Raw genomic sequence first — 20,722 nt, forward strand, 5'->3', positions numbered from 1 at the left:
GCATCAGTTCTAACAGCACATCAGCTCGGCGCGATCGCGTCGGCATCCCCGAGGATCTTCACCCACGCCTCGGTGAGCACACCGAGCTCCGGCCCGGTGTCGATGTCCCACGCGTGATGCATCCAGTGCTGCGCGGTGCGGTCCAGCATCCCGAACGCGAGTTCGCCGCGCATGTGATGTGTTTCGGGTGCGTACCGGCCCGCCGCGGTGAGACCGTCGGCGATGTCGGCGATCACCTCATCCGCCCAGTTCTCGTACACGACCCGGATCTCGTCGTCGACGGCCGCGGCCTCTGCGGCGGACAGCAGATAGGGCTTGATCGCAGGCCACCGGCCGGCCTGCGTCCGAAGCCACGGACCGATGGCGTCGGCGGTGCCGGCCCGCACCGCGTCGACCAGCGCCGACGCCGTCGAGCGTCCCGTGTCGGAGGCCCCGCGTTCGAGGATCTGGTTCAGCTCGTCGATCAGCGAGAGCATGATGTCGCGTCGACTCGGGAAGTGGGCGTAGAACGTCACGCGAGTGGATGCCGCGGCGACGGCGATGTCGTCGATCGTCGTCGCGACATATCCCTTCGACTGGAACAGGTCGAGCGCGGTGCTCAGCAGACGCTTCCGCGTCGTCTCCTTCTGGAGTTCGCGCTTGTTGACCATCCGCTCACCCTAACGAGCGCTCAGGCGCGTCACGCGGCGGTGAGACGGCGAAGCTTCGGGATGGGGATGCGCCAGTTCACCGAGACCGCGGTGCGCGTGCCGTCGTCGTGCGTCCAGCGGAGCAGCTGCCCCACGTCGTCCTGCTCCAGCACCTCGGGGTCGCCGTCCAGCGGGATGCCGCCGACCGCCTTCAGATGGATGCCGAACTGCTCGATCCAGAAGTACGGCTGGAATGCGAGCACCGGCGCGTCATCGCCACGCAGCAGCGTGGCGGCGGCGACCTTGGCCTGCTCGATCGCGCTCGTCCACAGCGGGGTGCGGATGCCGTCCCATCGGGCGACATCGCCTGCGGCGACCACGCCGTCGCCGAGCCGTCCCCGGGAATCGGTGTGCAGCGGGCCGGAATGACCCAGCCACTCCGTGTTCGGCAGGTCGCCGACGACCGTGACCACGACGTCCGTCTCGATCATGCGATCATCGGCACTCACCTGGAGATGCCCTCCGCGGTCGACGACCCGCACATCGCGGGCGACCATCGTCTTCAGTCCCTGCGCGGTCGCACTCGCACCCAGCACCCCGGCCAGGTACGGGCCCAGCTGCCGCACCATCGGCACCGCATTCGCGACGAGCGTGACGTCGCATCCCGCCGCGAGGGCGCCGGAGGCGACCTCCATCCCGAGCACGCCGCCGCCGACCACCGTCACGCTCGGGCGCCCGGCAAGGGCGCCGCGCAGCGCGACGGCGTCACGGAGTTCGCGCAGCGTGTGTTCGTGCGGGCTGTCGGTGAGGCGGCGGGCGCGGGACCCGGACGCGATCACCAGCCCGTCGTAGTCGAGCAGCGACCCGTCGCTCAGTGCCACCCGGCGGGCGTCGGCGTCGAGTGCGGTGGCGTGCACGCCGCGGAGCTCGGTGGCACCGTGGCTCGCGGGGGCGAGTTCATGCCCGTCCAGCCCGCCATCCGGCTTGAGCAGCGCCTTCGACAGTGCGGGGCGGCTGTACGCCGGCTCGGGCTCCGCGCCGACGACGACGAGGTCGCCGTCGAAGCCCTCGGCGCGCAGCGTCTCGCACGACGTGAGTCCCGCGATGCCGTTGCCGACGACGACGACCCGGCGCATTGACGACATGTCAGACGAGCCGCAGGGCGGCGACCGGGCAGACGCGCACCGCCGCGCGGGCGCGTTCCAGGGCGGCGCCGTCGACCTCGGTGACGTCGAGCACGAGGTCGTCGTGGTCGTCCAGGTGCATGAGGTCGGGTGCCGCCTCCTCGCAGAGCCCGTGGGCTTCGCACCGCGGGCGGTCCAGTTCGATCTTCATCTGGGTGTCCTTCCCGGGAGGGGCGGTCAGCGTGGTCATGCGTGCGCCAGCACGCGCAGCTCGCTGATGCTGCGGGTGATGTTGCTGGGGAGGCGGACTTCGCCGTCGACCTCGAACGAGGTGAGGTGGGTCGCGAGGGCGCGGATGACGGCGTGGCCTTCCATGCGGGCGAGACCCTGACCGGCGCAGCCGTGCGGTCCGTACCCGAACGACAGGTGATCGACGGGGTTGCGCGTGATGTCGAACGTGTCCGGGTCGTCGTAGTGACGGGGGTCGTGGTTGCCCGCGCCGAACAGGATCGCCGCGTGGGCGCCGGCGGGGATCACGGCGCCGTCGATCTCGACATCCTTCGTGACGCGGCGGCCCCACGCGTGGACGGGAGGCCAGAACCGGAGCACCTCGGCGAACGCGGCCGGCACGAGCGAGAGGTCGTCGCGCACCTTGGCGAACTGCTCGGGATGCCGGCCGAACAGGGCGATGATGTTGCCGATCGAGGCGATGGTCGTGTCCACGCCGGCGCCGAGGTACTGGTGGATGATGTGCCCCGCGGCGCCCTCAGGGATGTCCCCGCGGCTCTCCGCGTCGAAGATCCCGCGGCCGATGGAGCCGTCGGCGAGGTCGTCGGCGGTCACCTGGCTGCACCAGCCGTAGAGCTCCCCGGCGATCGGGAAGTTCTCCTGCGTGCGCGGGTTCATCGGGCCGATGACCTCCATCGCCGCCTGGCCCCAGCGGAGCATGTTGGCCTTGACGGTGCCGGTGAAGCCGATGAGATCGGCGACGATCTCGAGCGGGAACGCACGGGCCAGGTCGTCGATGGCGTCGAACGAGCCGCGGGCGGCGAGTTCGGCGACGAGCGTGTCCGCCTTGGCCTCGATCGTCTCGCCGAGTCCGCGCAGCGCGCGCGGGGTCAGGTTGGCGGACAGCGTCGCGCGCAGCTGCGTGTGGACCGGCGGGTCGGACGCGAGCGAGGTGCCCTGCAGCGCGTCGTTCACCATCGGGTTGAATCCGATGGCCTTCACCGACGAGAACGTCTCGGGGTCGCCCAGGGCGTCGCGGATGACGTCGTAGCGCGTGAGCGCGTACACGTCGTTGACCGGCAGGTGCACGACCGCGGCCTGCTCGCGCAGTGCGGTGTAGGTCGGGTAGGGGTCGACCAGGACGTCGTCGGCGAACAGGTCGATGTCTGAGGCGGCAACGGGTGCAGACATGGGGTCTCCTCTTTGAGATGGTGGCCCCAGCATCGCATCCACTTGACACTTTGTAAAGTGAGTTCAGCTGAGAACTCGCCGATCCCGCCCCGGATGCGTCCCGGCGGCCGTGCTCACCACACGCTGTCGCCGCGGAGAACGGCGTCCGAGCCGCCGTCGATGTAGATGACCTGCCCGCACAGATGCGCGTTCGCGACGCTCGAGAGCCAGACGAGCAGTTCCGCCGCGTCCTCGGGGGCGAAGAAGCCGTTCAACGGCATCGGGACCATCTGGAGCAGCTGTTCACGCCCTTCCGCCGTCCCCGTCAGCTCGGCGGTCATCGGCGTGTAGACGACGCCGGGCGCGACGGCGTTGAGGGCGATCGACGCCCCCGCCCACTCCGGGCTCGGGGCGGCCCGCCGGATCCAGCGGGACAGGGCACGCTTGGACGATCCGTAGATCAGCCCTGCGGTTGCGGGATCGCCTGCCAGGACTGCCGCGCGGTCCATGGCGCCGGCTTCGTCTCCGGCCAGGAACTGTTCGAGGAGCTCATCATCCGGCGGGAACAATGCCGCCATCGACGACACCGCGACAGCGCGGGGTGCGCTCGACCGGGCGAGGAGCGGGCGCAGCCCTTCCAGGGTGGCGACGGTCCCGAAGAAGTTGACGGCGGCGGTCGCGGCCGTCGGCGAGGACAGGCCGGCGACGGCCAGCACGGCATCCACCGTGCCCCCGGATTCCTCCTCCACGCGACGGACGAGCTCCGTCCGCCCTTCCGGCGACCCGAGGTCGACGGAGATGTCGGCCTCGGCGATGTCGACCCCGATGACGCGGTGGCCCTGCTCTGACAGCAGATCGCGGGTGGCCTTGCCGATGCCGCTCGCGCTGCCGGTGACGACGTAGGTGCGGGTCATGATGATGTCCTTTCATCGCCGGGACGATATGACGTGACGGTCGGTCGAAACCGCCGCATCCCGGCCACTGCCTCCAGTCAGCCGCGCACCGGGCGGGCAGGTGGGGTCGAAGGTCCCGTCGAGCGCGGCGCGTCCATCGCAGCGCGGCCGCGCGGCGGCATGCTCGCGTGGCGCGCGGCGTTACGCCGGCCGCAGGAGATCGACGAGCAGCGTGCGCATCGCCTCGACGGGATCGGTGCCGTCGGCCAGCCACCGGATCTGGATGCCCTCCCACCCGCTCACCACGATGCCCGCGAGCAGTTCCGGGTCGCGGTCGGTCGTGATGCGGCCGGCCGCCCGGTCGTACGCGATGAGGTCGAGGTAGGACGCGGTCACCGCGGCGTACCGGTTCACCAGCCAGGCGTGCGCTTCATGGCCCGGGTGCGTCGCCTCGGCGCTGATGATCGAGAACATCCGCACGAGCTCCTGCCGGCGGAGGTTCCGCTCGACGATCCCGATCACCATCGGGATGAAGCCATCGCGGCGGGAGCGCTCCTCGGCGTCGGGGTCGGAACTGTCCTCCTGATCGAGGACGGCGGCAAGCAGCGCGACCTTCGTCGGGAAGTGATGCATGACCGTCGTGAGGCCGAGGTCGAGCTGCCGGGCGATCTGCCGGAGCGAGCCGCCCTGATAGCCGTGGGTGCTGAAGATCGCCGTGGCGGAGGCGATGATCTCGGCACGCCGGGACGCCGTCTTGGCGTACGGCCCCCGCCGCGCCGACTCCGAAGCATCCACCATGAGGTCAGCGTACCGACCCTTGCGTCAAAATAGTGCAGGTGCACGTTTTTGTTTTATGATCGAGGTATGGCGATCGACGGCACGCGGACACGGCGTTGGGTGAAGGATGGCGCGCTCGGCGCCCGGCGGATGCGCTACGGCGCCGATTACAATCCGGAGCAGTGGCCGCGCGAGGTGTGGCGGGACGACATGCGCCTCATGAAAGAGGCGGGCGTCAACATCGTGTCGCTCGGCATCTTCTCCTGGGCGCACCTCGAGCCGCGGCCCGGCGAGTGGGACTTCGCGTGGCTCGACGAGATCATGGACCTCCTGCACGAGCACGGGATCGACGTCGACCTCGCCACCGCGACCGCCTCCCCACCGCCGTGGCTGACGCGCCTGCACCCCGAGGTGCTGCCGCAGACCGCCGACGGGACGATCCTTCATCCGGGGGCGCGGCAGCACTGGCGCCCCACCTCGCCGATCTTCCGCGAGTACGCGCTGCGTCTCACGCGCGCGCTCGCCGAGCGGTACGCGCAGCATCCTGCCCTCGTCGCGTGGCACATCTCCAACGAGCTCGGATGCCACAACCTGTACGACTTCTCCGACGACGCGGCGCGCGCGTTCCGGATCTGGCTGCAGGATCGGTACACGACGCTCGACGCCCTCAACGACGCGTGGGGGACCGCGTTCTGGTCGCAGCGCTACGGGGACTGGGAGGAGATCCTCCCGCCCCGCGTGGCTCCGACGCAGCGCAACCCCGGGCAGCAGCTCGACTTCGAGCGGTTCTCCTCGGATGCCGTCCGCGACCACCTGCGCGCGGAGGCCGCCGTGCTGGCCCAGATCAGTCCCGACGTGCCCCGGACGACGAACTTCATGGTCGCGGGGAACGTCCGCGAGATCGACTACGCGACCTGGGTCGGCGACGTCGACTTCGTCTCCAACGACCACTACCTGATCCCCGGTCCCGCCGGACGGGACGACCTGTCGTTCTGGGCGAATCTGACCGGGAACCTCGCCGAGGGGGCCCCGTGGTTCCTCATGGAGCATGCGACGAGCGCGGTGAACTGGCGCCCGGCGAACACCCCCAAGCGCCCGGGCGAGCTCATCCGCGATGCGCTGACGCATGTCGGCCACGGCGCCGATGCCGTCTGCTACTTCCAGTGGCGTCAGTCGCGTGCCGGCGGCGAGCGGTACCACTCGGGGATGGTCCCGCACGCGGGCTCCGACAGCCGCGTGTTCCGCGATGTCGTCCGGCTGGGCGCCGAGCTGGAGGCGCTCGCGCCGGTCACCGGATCCCGCCGTGAGCGGGCGGGCGTGGCGATCCTCTTCGACTACGAGTCGTGGTGGGTGAGCGGCCGGGACTCGCACCCCACCGACCGGATCGCCTACGACGCCGAGGTGCAGGCATGGCATCGCGCTCTCCTCGACCTCGGCGTCCGCGTCGACGTCCTGCCAGTCGGTGCGTCCTTCGACGGCTACGAGGTCGTCATCGCCCCCATGCTGCACATCGTGACCGACGAGCTGCGGGCCCGCCTCGCGGAGGTCGTCGCCGATGGTCGCCACCTCGTCGCGACCTACTTCTCCGGCATCGTGGACGAGCACGACCGCGTCTGGCTCGGCGGGTACCCGGGCGCACTGCGCGAGATCCTCGGCGTCTCCGCCGAGGAGTTCGTGCCGCTGCTGCCGGGCGAGCGCGTCGCGCTGGCATCCGGTGCGGCCGCAACCATGTGGTCGGAGCGGATCACCCGCGTCGACCCCGACGTCGAGATCGTCGACACGTACGCCGAGGGCGACCTCGCCGGCGCCCCCGCGATCACCCGCCGCCGGGTCGGGGCGGGCACCGCGACCTACGTGTCCGCGGACATCGGCCGGGTCGGGGCCCGCGAGGTGCTGCGGGCGCTCGCGGACCAGGCGCCGGTGCTCCGCGGCGACGCCCTCGCGGCGGGCGGCGACCTCGAGGTCATCGTCCGGCTCGGCGCCGATGCGCGCTTCGTCTTCCTCGCCAACCGCACCGACGACGCCGTCGCCGTGCCGCTCGGCGGGGAGATCCTCAGCGGCAGCGCGCCGATCGGCGACGTCGCCGAGATACCGCCGCGGGGCGTGCTCGTCGTGGCGACGAGTCTCGACGCAGCCGCGCCCACGGCGCATCCGGAGGTCAGCGCCGTCCTCGCATGAGCGCCGGCGGCGTCCGCGCGCTGATCCCGCTCTCGCTCTTCGTGGTCGGCGCGTGCGTACACGTCACGGGACCCGGGCTCGGTGAACCATCGGTACACCACCATCCGCGAGAGGCCGGTGAGGCCGGATAGATCGCCGAGGAGGGACTTGGCGGGGCCGGTCTGCAGCAGCGTCTCGCCGAGCTCGTCGATGACCTGGGCCGGGGTGTCGGAGAGGCGGTCGAGGATGCGGAGCATGCCCGGGAAGACGTGCGACGTGGAGCCCACGCGATCCGGTGCCGCGTGACCGGCCAGTCGGAACAGGTGGTCTCGCTCCGCGGTGTCGAGGCGGAGCGCCCGAGCCAGCGCCGAGAGCATCTGGGTGGACGGCTGCGGTCCACGCCCCTGCTCGAGCCGGTTGAGGTAGTCGGTCGACATCGTCGCGAGCTGCGCGACCTCCTCGCGCCGCAGACCCGGCGCCCGGCGCCGCGGACCGCGGGCGAGCCCGACATCCTCCGGCTGCAGTGCGTCGCGGCGGCGGCGGAGGAACTCCGCGAGCTGATCTCTGTCCACCGCACCATGCTGGTCGACCACCCCGCGCCCAGCAAGGGATCGCGAATCCCACGATCGGCACTGCCTGGATGCCGATGCGTCCCACGGTGAACGTGGGGGCATGACCACTTCACGCATCGTCCTCATCACCGGCGGGTCCCGTGGCCTCGGCCGCGCCTCCGCGCTCGCGCTGGCCGACAGCGGCGCCGACATCGTCCTGACCTACCACTCGAACGCCGCGGCCGCCGCCGGCGTCGTCGCCGACATCGAGGCGAAGGGGCGCCGTGCTCGCGCGCTCCCGCTCGATACCACCGCGCCGGACACGTTCCCGGGGTTCGCCGCGGCGCTCCGCACGGCGCTGCAGGCAGGCTGGGGCCGCGAGACGATCGACGTGCTCATCAACAACGCCGGTTTCGCCGGGAACACACCGTTCGGCGGGATCGAGCGCGCCGAGATCGACGCGCAGGTCGCGGTCCACTTCACCGGCGTGGTGCTGCTCACGCAGCAGCTCGAGCCGATGCTCGAACGCGGTGGCGCCATCCTGAACACGTCGACCGGTCTCACGCGGATGCCGGTCAACGCCGTGTACTCCGTGTACGCGGCGATGAAGGCCGCGGTGGAGACCTGGACCCTGTATCTCGCGCAGCAACTCGGCCCGCGCGGCATCACGGTGAACGTCGTCGCCCCGGGTGCGACCGCGACCGACTTCGCCGGTGGTGGCATCCGCGACGACGCTGCGTACCGGGACAGGATCCTGCCCACCGTCGCCCTGGGGCGCATCGGCGAGCCGCACGACATCGGCGCGGCCGTCGCCGCGATCGTCGACCCGCGCATGGGCTGGGTCACCGGGCAGCGCATCGAAGCCTCGGGCGGACAGCGCCTCTGACCACGGCGCCGACCCCCTGCGTCGCGGCACCGGGCGCCGTATCGTGGCGACGCGGGTTCGAACGCCGCGCACGGATCCGAAGCCCGGGAGGCATCCATGAAACTGCTCCTCACCTCGGGTGGCGTGACGAACGACGCCATCCGCTCCGCTTTGCTCGCCATGCTCGGCAAGTCGATCGACGAGTGCGACGCCCTCCTCATCCCCACGGCGCAGTGGGGTCAGCCGGCGTGCTCGCCGCAGACGGTCTGGATGTCGACGGCCGGCCGATGGCCGGGCGAGACCGGCCTCGTCGACCTCGGATGGAAATCCGTCGGCCTCCTCGAGCTGACCGCCCTCCCGAGCATCGGCGGCGACCGATGGATGCCGTGGGTGCAGGCCGCCGACGTCCTCCTCGTCGACGGCGGGGAGGCGATCTACCTCGCGCACTGGATGCGCGAGTCCGGCCTCGCCGACGTCCTGCCCTCGCTGGCGGACACCGTGTGGGTGGGGGTGAGCGCCGGGAGCATGGTGATGACCCCGCGCATCGGGCCGGAGTTCGTCGACTGGAGACCCGGCGGAAGCGATGAGACGCTGGGCGTCGTCGACTTCTCGATCTTCCCGCACCTGGACTATCCGGGCTGGGACGAGAACACCTCGGACGCCGCACGGCGCTGGGCGGCGAAGATCGCCGGACCCGCGTATGCGATCGACGACCAGACGGCCATCTCCGTCGTCGACGGCGCCGTCGAGGTCGTCTCCGAAGGGCGCTGGACGGCTCTGAACACCTGACGGCGGCAGGTTCGCAGTGCGGCGCGTCAGACCTCGCGGACGGCCGGAGCGAGTTCGTCGGCGAGCTCGCGCGCCAGGAATCCGAGTCCGCGCCGCTGCGTCAGCCGATCGCCGGCGCGGGCGTGCGCCCACGCCCCCCACGCGGCCGCGCGCACCGGTGGCATCCCGCGCGCCGCGAATCCGGTGATCGCGCCGGCGAGCACATCGCCCGACCCGGCGGTCCCGAGACCCGGCCCGCCGCCCTCGACCTCCCAGAGCTCGCCGTCGGGCGTCGCGACGACGCCGTAGCAGTTGACGATCGCGCGGTGGGTCCGCGCGATCTCAGCGACGCCTGCGGGGATGTCCTCCGGCTCGCGCCCGAGCAGGATCGTGGCTTCGTCGAGGTTCGCGTTCACGATGAGCGCATCGGGGAGGCTGGAGCGCCGGACCTTCAGCAGCGCGGCGACCGCGAAGGCGTCGACCACGAGACAGGCGACGTCGCACGCGGCGATCATCCGGAGCCGCGCAAGCGTCTCCCGGGGGTCGTCGAACCCCGGGCCGATGAGCACGGCGTCGGCCGCCGACAGTTCCGCGGCGAGCGTGGAGTGGGCCTTCCGTCCCCGGGGCCCCAGCTCGAACACACCGGCCTCCGGGAAGCTCATCCGGATCACGTCGGAGATCTCCGGGAGCACCGCGGCGCCGACCTTGCCGGCGCCGACGCGCAACGCCGCCTCACCTGCGAGCCGCACGGCACCGGGGGACAGCGACGAGCCGCCCACCACGACGAGCCGTCCCCTGCTGTTCTTCGAGTCGCCCGCCTCGGGCAGCCCCCAGCCCCGCAGCAGGTCGGGGGTGACCGGCTCACTCCGGTGCGACATCGGGGCTCCCGGGGTGCACGGTGACGTCGGCGCCAGCGCGCTCGAGGTGGTCGACGTTCGAGAATTCCGCCAGCATCCACTCGTCGCCGTCCCGGTGCAGGCGGGTCACGGAGGCGTTGAGCACCGTGTTGGTCGCGGCGAACGCGAGCAGCTCGGCCTCGTCCATCCGCGTCAGGATCGCGATGAGCAGCATCACGACGGCGTCGTGCGCGACGATGAGTCCGACCGTGGCGGGGGAGTCGGCGGCATCCCTCAGGAACGACCGCAGCCGGAGCGCGACGTCGGCCCACGATTCCCCGCCGGGCGGGCGATGGTAGTACTTGCCCAGATGCGCGCGGCGTTCCGCCTCTTCCGGATGCCGGGCGGCGACGCCCTTCCGGGTCAGCAGATCGAGGATGCCGAGCTCGCGGTCGCGAAGCCGGTCGTCGGCGAAGACCGCCCCGATGGCGGGCCCGTCCGCGACGGCGAGCGTGAAGGTCTGCTGCGCGCGCACGTACGGGGACACCCACGCAATCTGCGGCGCGGGGTCGATGGTGCGCAGCCGCATGCCGAGGGCGCCCGCCTGTTCGACACCGGTGTCCGACAGCGGCACGTCGGCATCCCGCCACTCGAGCGAGATGGCTTCGCGGCCCTCGATCTCGGCGCGCGTCGCGGCGACGTTTCCCGCACTCTCTCCGTGTCGGACCAGCCAGAGCTCTTCCACAGGCGCCATGCGTCGAGGCTCGCACGCGCGGGGGATCCCGTCACACGGGGTTGACGGTGCGCCCCCGCCGCGGTAATCGGGCGGGGGCGCACCGACCGGCCCCGTGCTGCCAGCAGGATGCAACGATGGGGGAATCTTCCCTTCGACCCAGGAGTCCCGATGACCATGCAGTACACCTCGCTCGGCCGCACCGGGACCGCCGTCTCGCGCCTCGCGCTCGGCACGATGAACTTCGGCGACCGCACGTCGGAGGAGGCCGCGTTCGCGATCATGGACCGCGCCCTCGAGCTCGGCATCAACTTCTTCGACACCGCGAACGGCTACGGGGGCCGCGGCGGCCGCGGCGCGACGGAGGAGATCATCGGCCGGTGGTTCACCGCGCGGCCGGGCGTCCGCGACGACATCGTGCTCGCCACGAAGGTGCATTCGCCCATGGTGGACCCGGTCGACGGCGAGGACGTCGTCAATGCGCGCGGCGCCTCGGCGTGGCAGGTGCGCCGCGAGGCGATCGGCTCGCTGCGGCGGCTGCAGACCGACCGCATCGACCTGTACCAGTTCCACCACATCGACCGGCACATCTCGTGGCCGGAGATGTGGCAGGCGATGGAGGTGCTCGTCGCGCGCGGCGAGGTGGTCTACACCGGCAGCTCCAACTTCGCCGCGTGGAACATCGCCCAGGCCAACGAGATCGCGAGCCGCCGCAACTTCCTGGGCCTCGTGAGTGAGCAGTCCCTCTACAACCTCACGCAGCGCTCCATCGAGCTCGAAGTCATCCCCGCCGCGCAGAACTACGGACTCGGCATCCTGCCGTGGTCGCCGCTCGGCGGCGGACTGCTCAGCGGCCCGTCGACGGATGCCCACGGCCGGTCCGCGGGCAGCTGGACGACGAACGCCCGCGCAGAGCGCCAGGAGCAGATCGACGGCTACGAGACCTTCGCGCGCGAGCGCGGGTGGGCGCCGGCATCCCTCGGCGTCGCGTGGCTGCTGCACCAGCCGGGCGTGACGGCACCCATCATCGGGCCGCGCACGATGGCGCAGCTCGAGTCCGCCGTCGCCGCGCTCGAGATCCAGCTGAGCGCGGAGGACCTGGCCGCGCTCGATGAGTTGTTCCCCGGCCCGGGCGGCCAGGCGCCGGAGGCCTACGCCTGGTAGTCGCGCTTCGCGCCGGCGCGCGCCGCGCGTACGGCACGGGAGGAGATGACGCGTCGGGAGGTTCGATGCGCCGAACCGCACCTCCCGAGGCGCCATCTCCTCCGCACCGGCCGCATGACCTCGGGCCCTGCGCCCGAGCGCCTACGCCTGGTGGTCGGGGTGGAACTGCGCGATCTGCAGGAGGTTTCCGCAGGTGTCGTCCAGCACCGCGACCGTCACCGGACCGAGCGGCGTGGGCGGCTGGGTGAAGGCGACGCCGAGGGCGGAGAGCCGCTCGTGCGTCGCATGGATGTCGTCGACCCCCAAGACGCACATGGGGATGCCGTCGGCCGCGAGCGCGTCGGCGAACGCGACGGCGGCGGGATGCGACTTCGGCTCGAGGGAGATCTCGGTGGCGTCCGGCCGATCGGGGTCGACCACGGTGAGCCACCGGTGCTCGCCGAGCGGGACATCCGCCGCGACGGTGAATCCGAGCTTCTCGGTGTAGAACTCGAGCGCCCGCTGCTGGTCGTCGACGAAGATGCTGACCGTCTGGAGTTTCATGGGAGATCCTTCCGGGTAGGCCACCGCTGCGCGATCTGCGCGAGTGGGGCGGTGTCGATCGTGTGGAGCTTGAAACGCCCCCGCTTCTCGGTGCGGACGAGTCCGGCCGCCTCGAGCAGGTCGAGGTGCTGGGAGACGGCCTGGCGGGACGGCGTCAGTCCGTGGTGCATCGCCAGGCTCGTGCACAGCTCGAACAGCGTCTGCTCGTCTCGCGTCAGAAGCTGATCCAGCAGTGCGCGCCGCGTCGGATCGGCGAGCGCCTTGTAGACATCGGCCACACCCGAAGAATAGGCAAGTAAATGCTTGCCTGTCAAGGATCGCGTTGACCGGCGGCCCGTGCCGCGGGCATCATGACGTCTGAGGGCAGGAGGCGCCATGGCGGTGACGGGGATCGGCGGGCTCTTCTTCCGCAGCCGCGACCCGGAGGTGCGCGCCGCGTGGTACCGCGAGCACCTCGGCATCGAGGCGGGACACGACGGCATCTGGCAGCAGGATGCCGGCATGACGGTGTTCGCGCCGTTCCCCGAGACCAGCGACTACTTCGCGGAGGACCAGGCGTTCATGCTGAACCTGCGGGTGACCGACCTGGCCGCGCTCGCCGCACGGCTCGAAGCCGCCGGCATCCCCGTCGAGCGCCGCACGGAGTGGGACACCGAGGACTACGGGACCTTCGCGCGCATCCACGACCCGGAAGGGCTCCCCATCGAGCTGTGGCAGCCACCGGCGGGCTGAGAACGGCGAAGAGGGGATCCGCATCAACTCCGTCGCGCCGGGCGCCATCGACACGCCCATGCTGCGCGACGCCCTCGACCGGTTCGGGTTCGATGCGGACGAGTACGCCAAGCAGCTCTCGACGCTCGGCCGTTTCGGTCAGGCCCGGGAGATCGCGCAGGGGACGCTGTGGCTCGCGTCCGACCTGTCCTCCTACGTGCACGGCACCGTGCTGCAGATCGACGGCGGCTACATCAACCGCTGAGCGTGCTTCCCGCGCGCCCGCGGGAAGTCGCTGCCTGCGCATGGAAGGACCCGCCGCGGCGACCCGGACTCTGTTCGCCGCGGCGGGAGTGCAAGACCCGATCAGCCCGCCGGAACGAGCACCCGGTCGATCGTGTGGATGACGCCGTTGGACGCCTGGATGTTGATCGCCCAGAGGACGAGCCGGGGGTCGCGCAGCGACGGGGTCGCGTCGCGGAGCGTGATCCCGCGCGGCTCGACGATGCCGCCGTTCGCCATCGTGAGGGACTTCGACGTCAAGACCTTCACGGGACTCAGCTTCTGCCCCGACACCACGTGGTACAGCAGGATGTTCGAGATCTGCTCGGTCGTGAAGGCGCTCGTGATCGTCGTGAGCGCTTCGGCTTCACTCGCCGGGGTCGTACCGGTGAGGTCGGTGACGAGGCGGAGGAAGGCGCGGTCGTTCGGCGCGAACACGGTGTAGGACGTGCTCGTGTCGGACAGCGCGGTGTTGAGGCCCGTCGCGACGACGGCCTGCACGAGCAGGTCGTAGTCGTAGGGGTTGTGATCGGGCGTGCCCCCGCCGGAGGCGGCCACGGCGACGTCGACGATCGTTCCGCGAGCGGGGGAGCCGCCCCATGCCTGGGCGGGCAGGGCGGTGAGCGTCAACGCGGCGGCCGCGACGGCGGCGACGGCGAAGCGGACTCGGTTCTTCATCATTCAGCTCCTTCGGTGAGATGCGTCCGAGCTCCTGTGCCGGGCGTCATGAAGGTATTCCGGACGAACCGGTCCCCTGGATGCACCCCGCGCGGAAATCATCCGCGCCGAAGCGTGGGTGTGCCCGCCCCGCACCCGCCATTCGGCGCGGGTGGACGGCATCCCCGCGGTTCATCCGCGGCAAAACGCGGGTGTCCGCGTCCGGCACCCGCCATTCGGCGCGGATCGACGACGCGCTCCCGAAGCGCGCCGGATCAGGCGGTGGCGGCCGAGATCGACCGCTGCAGCGGTCGGTAGTGCTCGATCACGGCCTGGCGGTACCCCTCGACATCGCCGCGTAGCGCCGAGGCGAGCATGTCGCCGTGGGCCTCCGCGGTGTGCTGGATGTCCTCCGGCATCGCGATCCCCAGCTGCGGGACGACAGCCGTGTGCACGTCCCAGAACGCACCGACGAGCTGCACGGCCAGCCGGTTGCCCGTGACGGAGAAGAGCTTCGTATGGAAGGCGCGGTCCGCCTCGAGGAACACCTCGCCCCGGGAGGCCTTGTCGACCATCTCATCCACGAGGGCGGACAGCTCCGCCGCATCCTCGCCCACCGCGCCGTTCACGATCGTCTCGGCGAGCGCAAGGTCGAGTGCCAGGCGCACCTCGACCACTTCGCGGAGGGCGTTCAGCGTCCCATCCGGGGAGAGGACGCCCCGGAACACGAGCGCCTGCACCATAGGGTCGAGGGACATGGCACCGACATATGTGCCGTGGCCGTGCCGCACATCGACGATGTCGAGCGTCGACAGCGTCCTGATCGCTTCGCGCACGGATGAGCGCGAGACGTTCAGGGTCTCGCACAGCTCGGCCTCCGTCGGCAGCGGGTCGCCGGGCTTCAGATCGCGGGTGAGGATGAGCTTCTTGATCTCATCGGCGGTCGTCGAGCGCCGCATGCGCGAGCCGCTCTTCTCAGACACTGGCATCCAGACTCCGTCCCCTCGTCTGTCGAAGATTACAAGTTGATTTCCTGCGTTGTGTTACGCGGGAGATTGTGTTTATAGTACATCGGACGTCAGATGTCCGACAAGTGCGTCCCACATCCCATCTGGAGAACACATGAATCGATTCCCCACCCGCCGCACCGCGGGTCGCATCACAGCCGTCCTGGCGGGCACCGTTGCCGCCGCGGTCGTGTTGGCAGGCTGCGGCGGCGCCGCGTCGACGCCGACCGACAACGCGCCCAGTGCGGCCGAGGTCGACCCCGATGCCATCATCGAGGCCGGCATCTCGTACGCCCTGAGCGGCAGCTTCGACCCGATGATCGCCTCCGGCGCCGTCACGGTCGCCGCGAACTGGCACATCTTCGAGGGTCTCGTCGACCTCGACCCCGTCACCAAGGAGCCGTACGCCGCGCTCGCCGCCGAGCTCCCCACGGCGGTCGACGACACGACGTACGAGGTCGACATCCGTGAGGGTGCGACGTTCCACAACGGCGACCCGGTCACCGCGGATGACGTCGTCTTCAGCTACGAGCGCGTGATGGACCCGGCGAGCGGTTCGCTGTTCACCACCTACATCGACTTCATCGACACCGTCACGGCCGTCGACGAGGACACGGTGCAGATCACGACGGACTACCCGTTCTCGCTGATCAACAGCCGCCTGGGCATCGTGAAGATCGTCCCGAAGGTACTGGCCGAAGCGGATGCTGAGGCGTTCGGTTCCACACCGGTCGGCTCCGGCCCGTACTCGCTCGTCTCGGCTGTGCCCGAGGACAAGCTGGTCTTCGAGCGCTACGAGGACTACAACGGTCCCCGCCCGGCTCTCGCCGCCGGCATGAACTGGAACCTGCTGGCCGACGCGGCCGCGCGCGTGACGGCGATGTCGTCGGGCACCATCCAGGCCATGGAGGACGTCCCCTACATCGACGTCGATCAGCTCGCATCGGCCGCCGACGTGGAGAGCGTCCAGTCGTTCGGTCTCCTCTTCATGATGTTCAACACGAAGGCGGCGCCGTTCGACGATGCCCGCGTGCGTCAGGCGTTCTTCTACGCGCTCGACATGGACAAGATCATCGAGACGGGCATGCTCGGCAACGCCACCGCCGCGACCTCGTTCCTGCCCGAGACGTACCCGAACCACCACGAGGCGTCCACGGTGTACACCTACGACGCCGACAAGGCGAAGTCGCTCCTCGAAGAGGCCGGCGTCTCCGACCTGTCGATCACGCTGCTGACCACCGACACCGGCTGGGTCAAGGAAGTCGCGCCGCTCATCAAGGAATCGCTGGACGCCATCGGCGTGAACGTGACCCTCGATGTGGGCCAGTCCGCCGCGCAGTACGCGAAGGTCGACTCCGGCGACTACACCGTCATGGTCGCCCCCGGTGACCCGTCGGTCTTCGGCAGCGACCCCGACCTCCTGATGAACTGGTGGTACGGCAACAACGTGTGGAGCAACACCCGCGTGAACTGGGCCGACTCCGCCGAGTACAAGGAGATCCGCGCACTGCTCGACACCGCCGTGCAGCAGGAGGGCGACGAGCAGCAGGAGACCTGGAACGAGGCCTTCGACGCGATCGCCGAGCAGGCCGCGCTGTACCCGCTGTTCCACCGGAAGCTGCCCACCGCCTGGAGCAGCCAGGAGCTGGTCGGCTTCCAGCCGGTCCCCACCACGGGGCTGTCGTTCCTCGACGTGGGCGTCGCCGCAGGCTGACCCACCCCACCCCCCGAGGCGGGGGGTGCGTCCCCCAGCGCACCCCCCGCCCCACCACCCTCAGGAAAGGAGCGGTCCGTGTCCAACACGCTCCGCCTCATCGGACGCCGGCTGCTCCAGCTGCCGTGGATGATCCTGGGCATCACCTTCCTGGTCTTCTTCGTGATGTCCTTCTCCCCGGTCGACCCGGCGCGCACCGCGCTCGGCGAGACCGCCTCGCCGGATGCGCTCGAGGCCTACCGCCAGTCGCACGGCCTCAACGACCCGCTGTTCGTCCGGTACGTGGCTTTCCTCTTCGGCCTCCTGCGCGGCGACTTCGGCACCTACTCCGCGCGCAGCCTTCCCGTCGGCGACGAAGTGGCCCGCGCGTTCCCCGTGACGCTCTCCCTCACCTTCCTCGGCCTCCTGATCGCCGTCGCGGTCGCCTTCATCCTCGGCGTCGTCGCCGCGGTGTACCGCGACCGCTGGCCCGACCAGGTCATCCGCATCCTCGGTGTCGCGTCGCTGTCGACGCCGTCGTTCTGGCTCGCCATCCTCCTCATCCAGCTCTTCACGCTGCAGCTCGGCATCCTTCCCGCCTCCGGCCGGCTGCCCGACTTCTTCGCCGACCCGGGCGGATGGCTCGCACGCATGACGCTCCCCGCCGTCGCGCTCGCCGTCCCCGTCATCGGCCAGCTGTCCCGCGTGGTGCGCACCTCGATGGTCGAGGAGCTCGACCGCGATTACGTCCGCACGGCCCTCGGTGCCGGCATCCCCCGCCCCGTCGTCGTCGCGCGCAACGTGCTGCGCAACGCCCTCATCACCCCGGTGACCGTCCTCGGCCTCCGCGTCGGATACCTCCTCGGCGGTGCCGTCGTGATCGAAGTCATCTTCGCGATCCCCGGCATGGGCACGCTCATCCTCAACGGCGTGACCAACAACGAACCCAACCTCGTGCAGGGAGTCACCCTCGCGGTGGCCCTGGCCTTCGTCGTGATCAACATCGTCGTCGACCTCCTGTACGTCCTGATCAATCCCCGAATCCGGGCGGTGTGACACCATGCGACGCAATCTGACCCAACGGCTCTCCCTCTCCGGTCTCCGGCTCGGGAGCCTGTCCCTCGGCTCCAAGATCTGCCTCACGATCATCGCGATCGTGGCCCTGGCGGCGATCTTCGCCCCGCTCATCGCCCCCTACGACCCGCTGGCCTCCGGGGCGCCCGTGCAGGCGCCGAGCGGCGAGCACTGGTTCGGCACCGACCGGCAGGGCCGCGACATCTTCTCCCGCCTCGTCTACGGCGGCCGCTACTCCCTGACGATCGGCCTCGGCGCGACGATCGCGGCGCTCACCGTCGCCGTCGTGCTCGGCGCGATCGCCGCCACCGCCCCGAAGTGGATCGCCGAGACGCTCATGCGCGTCATGGATGTCATCATGTCGTTCCCCGGCATCGCGCTGGCCGCCGTGTTCGTCGCCGTGTTCGGCAAGTCGCTGCCGGTGCTCGTGCTCACGATCGCCTTCCTCTACGTGCCGCAGCTGACCCGCATCGTGCGGGCCAACATCCTCGACCAGTACGGCGAGGACTACGTCTCGGCCGTCCGCGTCATGGGCTCCTCGACCCCGCGCATCGTCATCAAGCACGTCGCCCGCAACACGATGGCCCCGGTCCTCGTGTTCGCGACCGTGCTCGTCGCCGACGCGATCGTCTTCGAGGCGTCGCTGTCGTTCCTGCAGGCCGGCGTCCCCGACCCGGAGCCCTCCTGGGGCAACGTGATCGCCGCGGGCCGGAACCTGCTGATGAGCGGCGCCTGGTGGGCGACCTTCTTCCCGGGCCTCCTCATCATGGTCACCGTCCTGTGCCTGAACATCCTCTCCGAGGGGATGACGGATGCCATGCTGACGCCGAAGACCCGCAAGCTCACGCTGGATGCCGCCTCGACAGAGGGGTCCGCGACCACGCGTGAGGCCACGGAGGCCCCGCACAGCGAGGACGACTCGTTGGCGGCGAAGATCGACGGCAGCGTCCTCGACGGCGTCGAGGTGCCGGTCATCACGGTCAGCAGCCCGATCCTGAGCGCGACGACGCGGGTCATCCCGCTCGATGAGCGCCTCGCGGCGCTCCGCGACGTCGAGCTGGCCCGCGCCGACCGCCTGGAGTACGCCGGTGACGCCGCGCCGCTCCTGGAGGTGAAGAACCTCTCCATCGCGTTCCCGCGTCACGGTGAGGTCAACGTCGTCGACAACGTCAACTTCACGGTCCGGCCGGGGGAGACGATGGCGCTGGTCGGCGAGTCCGGATGCGGCAAGTCGATCACCTCGCTGGCGATCATGGGACTGCTCGACCCGCGCGCCCAGATCAGCGGCGAGATCCTCTTCGACGGCAAGAACCTCCTGGAGATGTCGCCCAAGGAGCGCAACGCCCTCCGCGGCCACGACATCGCGATGATCTACCAGGACGCGCTCAGCTCCCTCAATCCCGCGATGCTCATCCGCTCGCAGATGAAGCAGCTCACGTCACGGGGCGGGACACGCACCGCCGAGGATCTGCTCGAGCTCGTGGGTCTCGACCCGCAGCGCACGCTCGCGTCCTACCCGCACGAGCTCTCCGGCGGGCAGCGGCAGCGCGTGCTCATCGCGATGGCCCTGACGCGCAACCCGCGTCTCGTGATCGCCGACGAGCCGACCACGGCGCTCGACGTGACGGTGCAGGCCCAGGTCATCGACCTGCTCAACAAGCTGCGCGACGAGCTCGGCTTCGCGATGCTCTTCGTCTCGCACGACCTCGCCCTGGTGGCGGAGCTCGCCCACCGCATCACCGTCATGTATGCCGGGCAGGTCGTCGAGCAGGGCACGACGCGGGAGCTGCTCACCCAGCCCGTGCACGAGTACACGCGGGGCCTCCTCGGCGCCGTGCTCTCGATCGAGTCGGGCTCGGACCGCCTCCACCAGGTGCCCGGCACGGTGCCGTCGCCGCGCGACTTCCCCGCCGGCGACCGCTTCGCCCCGCGCTCGTCGATCCCCGCCCGTGGCGCCGGGGTCACCCCCGTCCGTCGCCGCATCGACGGGACGGACCACTACTACGCCGCCCACCCGGACGATGCGCCTGTCACCCCGATCGGAGCCGGACGATGAACGAGACGATCATCGAGCTGGATGACGTGCACGTCCGCTACAAGACGCGCTCCTCCGGGCTCTTCGCGAAGAGCTACGTCGACGCGCTCGCCGGGGTCTCCCTGACCGTCAAGCGCGGCCAGACCCTCGGCATCGTGGGGGAGTCCGGCTCGGGCAAGTCCACCGCCGCGAAGGTGCTGGTGGGCCTCGAGCAGCCGACATCGGGTCAGGTGGTGTTCGCCGGTGAGCCGGTGCGCACGTTCACGACCCGCGTGCGCAAGCGTCTCGGCAGCATCCTGTCGGTCGTCTTCCAGGACCCCGCGACGGCGCTGAACGCCCGGATGACGATCCGCGACGCCCTGCTCGACCCCATGCAGGTGCACCGCATCGGCTCTCCCGCGCAGCGCGACCGGCGCGTCAAGGAGCTCATCGGGCTCGTCGGCCTGCCCCAGTCGGCGCTGGACGCCCTGCCCGGTCAGCTCTCCGGCGGGCAGCGGCAGCGCGTCGCCATCGCCCGCGCCCTCGCTCTGGACCCGCAGGTCATCGTCGCCGATGAGCCGACCTCGGCGCTGGACGTCTCGGTGCGCGCGCAGATCCTCAACCTCCTCACCGACCTGAAGAACGAGCTCGGCCTCGGCATGGTCTTCATCTCGCACGACATCCAGACCGTGCGCTACCTGTCCGACGAGATCGCGGTGATGAACAAGGGCCGGGTCGTCGAGTTCGGCGACGCCGCCCGCATCTTCGAGAGCCCCGAGGATCCCTACACCCGCAGCCTGCTGGGCGCCGCGCCCTCGCTGCTGCATCCGACCCCCTGAACCCCAC

At 70.5% G+C, this 20,722-nt stretch carries 21 protein-coding genes and 2 pseudogenes; 10 read left to right on the forward strand and 13 right to left on the reverse strand.

Annotation, left to right across the window (positions count from 1 at the left end):
- Nucleotides 1-20: 20 nt before the first annotated feature.
- The 6 genes from MSA03_RS07885 to MSA03_RS07910 form a co-directional block, all read right to left on the reverse strand.
- Nucleotides 21-650: a TetR/AcrR family transcriptional regulator gene (locus tag MSA03_RS07885; RefSeq protein ID WP_147050283.1), complete on the reverse strand. Its 630-nt coding sequence runs from the start codon at nt 648-650 to the stop codon at nt 21-23.
- A 29-nt stretch (nt 651-679) separates the two neighbouring features.
- Nucleotides 680-1,774, reverse strand: coding sequence for an NAD(P)/FAD-dependent oxidoreductase (locus MSA03_RS07890; RefSeq protein ID WP_147050284.1), 1,095 nt, complete (start codon nt 1,772-1,774; stop codon nt 680-682).
- A gap of 1 nt (nt 1,775) precedes the next feature.
- Nucleotides 1,776-1,964 (reverse strand): ferredoxin, encoded by a 189-nt coding sequence (locus tag MSA03_RS07895; RefSeq protein ID WP_028494794.1) that lies wholly within the window; start codon nt 1,962-1,964, stop codon nt 1,776-1,778.
- 35 nt (nt 1,965-1,999) lie between these two features.
- A complete protein-coding gene (locus MSA03_RS07900; protein WP_147050285.1) occupies nt 2,000-3,172 on the reverse strand; it encodes a cytochrome P450 in 1,173 nt (390 codons plus the stop codon).
- A 113-nt stretch (nt 3,173-3,285) separates the two neighbouring features.
- Complete coding sequence (locus MSA03_RS07905; RefSeq protein ID WP_147050286.1) at nt 3,286-4,065, reverse strand: SDR family oxidoreductase; 780 nt, start codon at nt 4,063-4,065, stop codon at nt 3,286-3,288.
- 180 nt (nt 4,066-4,245) lie between these two features.
- Nucleotides 4,246-4,842: a TetR/AcrR family transcriptional regulator gene (locus MSA03_RS07910; protein ID WP_147050287.1), complete on the reverse strand. Its 597-nt coding sequence runs from the start codon at nt 4,840-4,842 to the stop codon at nt 4,246-4,248.
- A 66-nt stretch (nt 4,843-4,908) separates the two neighbouring features.
- On the opposite strand from MSA03_RS07910, the gene MSA03_RS07915 reads away from it, so the two are divergent.
- Nucleotides 4,909-6,999, forward strand: coding sequence for a beta-galactosidase (locus MSA03_RS07915; protein WP_147050288.1), 2,091 nt, complete (start codon nt 4,909-4,911; stop codon nt 6,997-6,999).
- Here the strand turns inward: MSA03_RS07915 and MSA03_RS14560 are convergent.
- A pseudogene (locus MSA03_RS14560) lies at nt 6,990-7,550 on the reverse strand (helix-turn-helix domain-containing protein); the annotation flags it as partial. The gene MSA03_RS07915 and the pseudogene MSA03_RS14560 sit on opposite strands and share 10 nt — an antisense overlap.
- 100 nt (nt 7,551-7,650) lie before the next feature.
- Here MSA03_RS14560 and MSA03_RS07925 point away from each other — a divergent pair.
- Together MSA03_RS07925 and MSA03_RS07930 are read left to right on the forward strand one after the other, a co-directional pair.
- Entirely contained in the window at nt 7,651-8,415 is a 765-nt protein-coding gene (locus tag MSA03_RS07925) for an SDR family NAD(P)-dependent oxidoreductase (RefSeq protein WP_147050289.1), read from the forward strand.
- 96 nt (nt 8,416-8,511) lie between these two features.
- A complete protein-coding gene (locus MSA03_RS07930; protein WP_147050290.1) occupies nt 8,512-9,183 on the forward strand; it encodes a Type 1 glutamine amidotransferase-like domain-containing protein in 672 nt (223 codons plus the stop codon).
- Nucleotides 9,184-9,209: 26 nt separating this feature from the next.
- Here the strand turns inward: MSA03_RS07930 and MSA03_RS07935 are convergent, their stop codons facing one another.
- Together MSA03_RS07935 and MSA03_RS07940 are read right to left on the reverse strand one after the other, a co-directional pair.
- On the reverse strand, nt 9,210-10,040 hold the full coding sequence (locus MSA03_RS07935) for an ADP-dependent NAD(P)H-hydrate dehydratase (RefSeq protein WP_147050291.1): 831 nt from the start codon (nt 10,038-10,040) through the stop codon (nt 9,210-9,212).
- Nucleotides 10,024-10,752, reverse strand: a complete 729-nt coding sequence (locus tag MSA03_RS07940; protein ID WP_147050292.1) for a histidine phosphatase family protein — start codon at nt 10,750-10,752, stop codon at nt 10,024-10,026. Before MSA03_RS07940 ends, MSA03_RS07935 begins: the two co-directional genes overlap by 17 nt.
- Nucleotides 10,753-10,908: 156 nt before the next feature.
- Between MSA03_RS07940 and MSA03_RS07945 the strand changes: the two genes are divergently transcribed.
- Nucleotides 10,909-11,895, forward strand: coding sequence for an aldo/keto reductase (locus tag MSA03_RS07945; RefSeq protein WP_147050441.1), 987 nt, complete (start codon nt 10,909-10,911; stop codon nt 11,893-11,895).
- 141 nt (nt 11,896-12,036) lie between these two features.
- Here MSA03_RS07945 and MSA03_RS07950 read toward each other — a convergent pair whose 3' ends face one another.
- On the reverse strand, nt 12,037-12,438 hold the full coding sequence (locus MSA03_RS07950; protein ID WP_028497044.1) for a VOC family protein: 402 nt from the start codon (nt 12,436-12,438) through the stop codon (nt 12,037-12,039).
- Nucleotides 12,435-12,716: an ArsR/SmtB family transcription factor gene (locus tag MSA03_RS07955; protein ID WP_218028810.1), complete on the reverse strand. Its 282-nt coding sequence runs from the start codon at nt 12,714-12,716 to the stop codon at nt 12,435-12,437. Before MSA03_RS07955 ends, MSA03_RS07950 begins: the two co-directional genes overlap by 4 nt.
- Before the next feature lie 97 nt (nt 12,717-12,813).
- On the opposite strand from MSA03_RS07955, the gene MSA03_RS07960 reads away from it, so the two are divergent.
- Nucleotides 12,814-13,170: a VOC family protein gene (locus tag MSA03_RS07960; protein WP_147050294.1), complete on the forward strand. Its 357-nt coding sequence runs from the start codon at nt 12,814-12,816 to the stop codon at nt 13,168-13,170.
- Between the two features lie 10 nt (nt 13,171-13,180).
- Nucleotides 13,181-13,414 (forward strand): annotated as a pseudogene (locus tag MSA03_RS07965) (SDR family oxidoreductase); the annotation flags it as partial.
- A 101-nt stretch (nt 13,415-13,515) separates the two neighbouring features.
- Here the strand turns inward: MSA03_RS07965 and MSA03_RS07970 are convergent.
- Both MSA03_RS07970 and MSA03_RS07975 read right to left on the reverse strand, forming a co-directional pair.
- The gene (locus tag MSA03_RS07970; RefSeq protein ID WP_244946367.1) at nt 13,516-14,109 is read right to left on the reverse strand and encodes a fasciclin domain-containing protein; all 594 of its coding nucleotides are present in this window, start codon (nt 14,107-14,109) and stop codon (nt 13,516-13,518) included.
- Nucleotides 14,110-14,363: 254 nt separating this feature from the next.
- Entirely contained in the window at nt 14,364-15,077 is a 714-nt protein-coding gene (locus MSA03_RS07975) for a FadR/GntR family transcriptional regulator (protein ID WP_244946368.1), read from the reverse strand.
- 133 nt (nt 15,078-15,210) lie between these two features.
- On the opposite strand from MSA03_RS07975, the gene MSA03_RS07980 reads away from it, so the two are divergent.
- The 4 genes from MSA03_RS07980 to MSA03_RS07995 all read left to right on the forward strand — a co-directional run bounded on the left by MSA03_RS07980 (nt 15,211) and on the right by MSA03_RS07995 (nt 20,715).
- Entirely contained in the window at nt 15,211-16,809 is a 1,599-nt protein-coding gene (locus MSA03_RS07980; RefSeq protein WP_147050297.1) for an ABC transporter substrate-binding protein, read from the forward strand.
- A gap of 78 nt (nt 16,810-16,887) precedes the next feature.
- Nucleotides 16,888-17,844: an ABC transporter permease gene (locus tag MSA03_RS07985; protein WP_147050299.1), complete on the forward strand. Its 957-nt coding sequence runs from the start codon at nt 16,888-16,890 to the stop codon at nt 17,842-17,844.
- Between the two features lie 4 nt (nt 17,845-17,848).
- Complete coding sequence (locus MSA03_RS07990) at nt 17,849-19,918, forward strand: dipeptide/oligopeptide/nickel ABC transporter permease/ATP-binding protein (protein ID WP_147050301.1); 2,070 nt, start codon at nt 17,849-17,851, stop codon at nt 19,916-19,918.
- A complete protein-coding gene (locus MSA03_RS07995; protein ID WP_147050303.1) occupies nt 19,915-20,715 on the forward strand; it encodes an ABC transporter ATP-binding protein in 801 nt (266 codons plus the stop codon). Before MSA03_RS07990 ends, MSA03_RS07995 begins: the two co-directional genes overlap by 4 nt.
- The last annotated feature ends 7 nt before the right edge of the window (nt 20,716-20,722 follow it).

The organism is Microbacterium saccharophilum (assembly GCF_007992455.1).
Lineage (GTDB): Bacteria > Actinomycetota > Actinomycetes > Actinomycetales > Microbacteriaceae > Microbacterium > Microbacterium saccharophilum.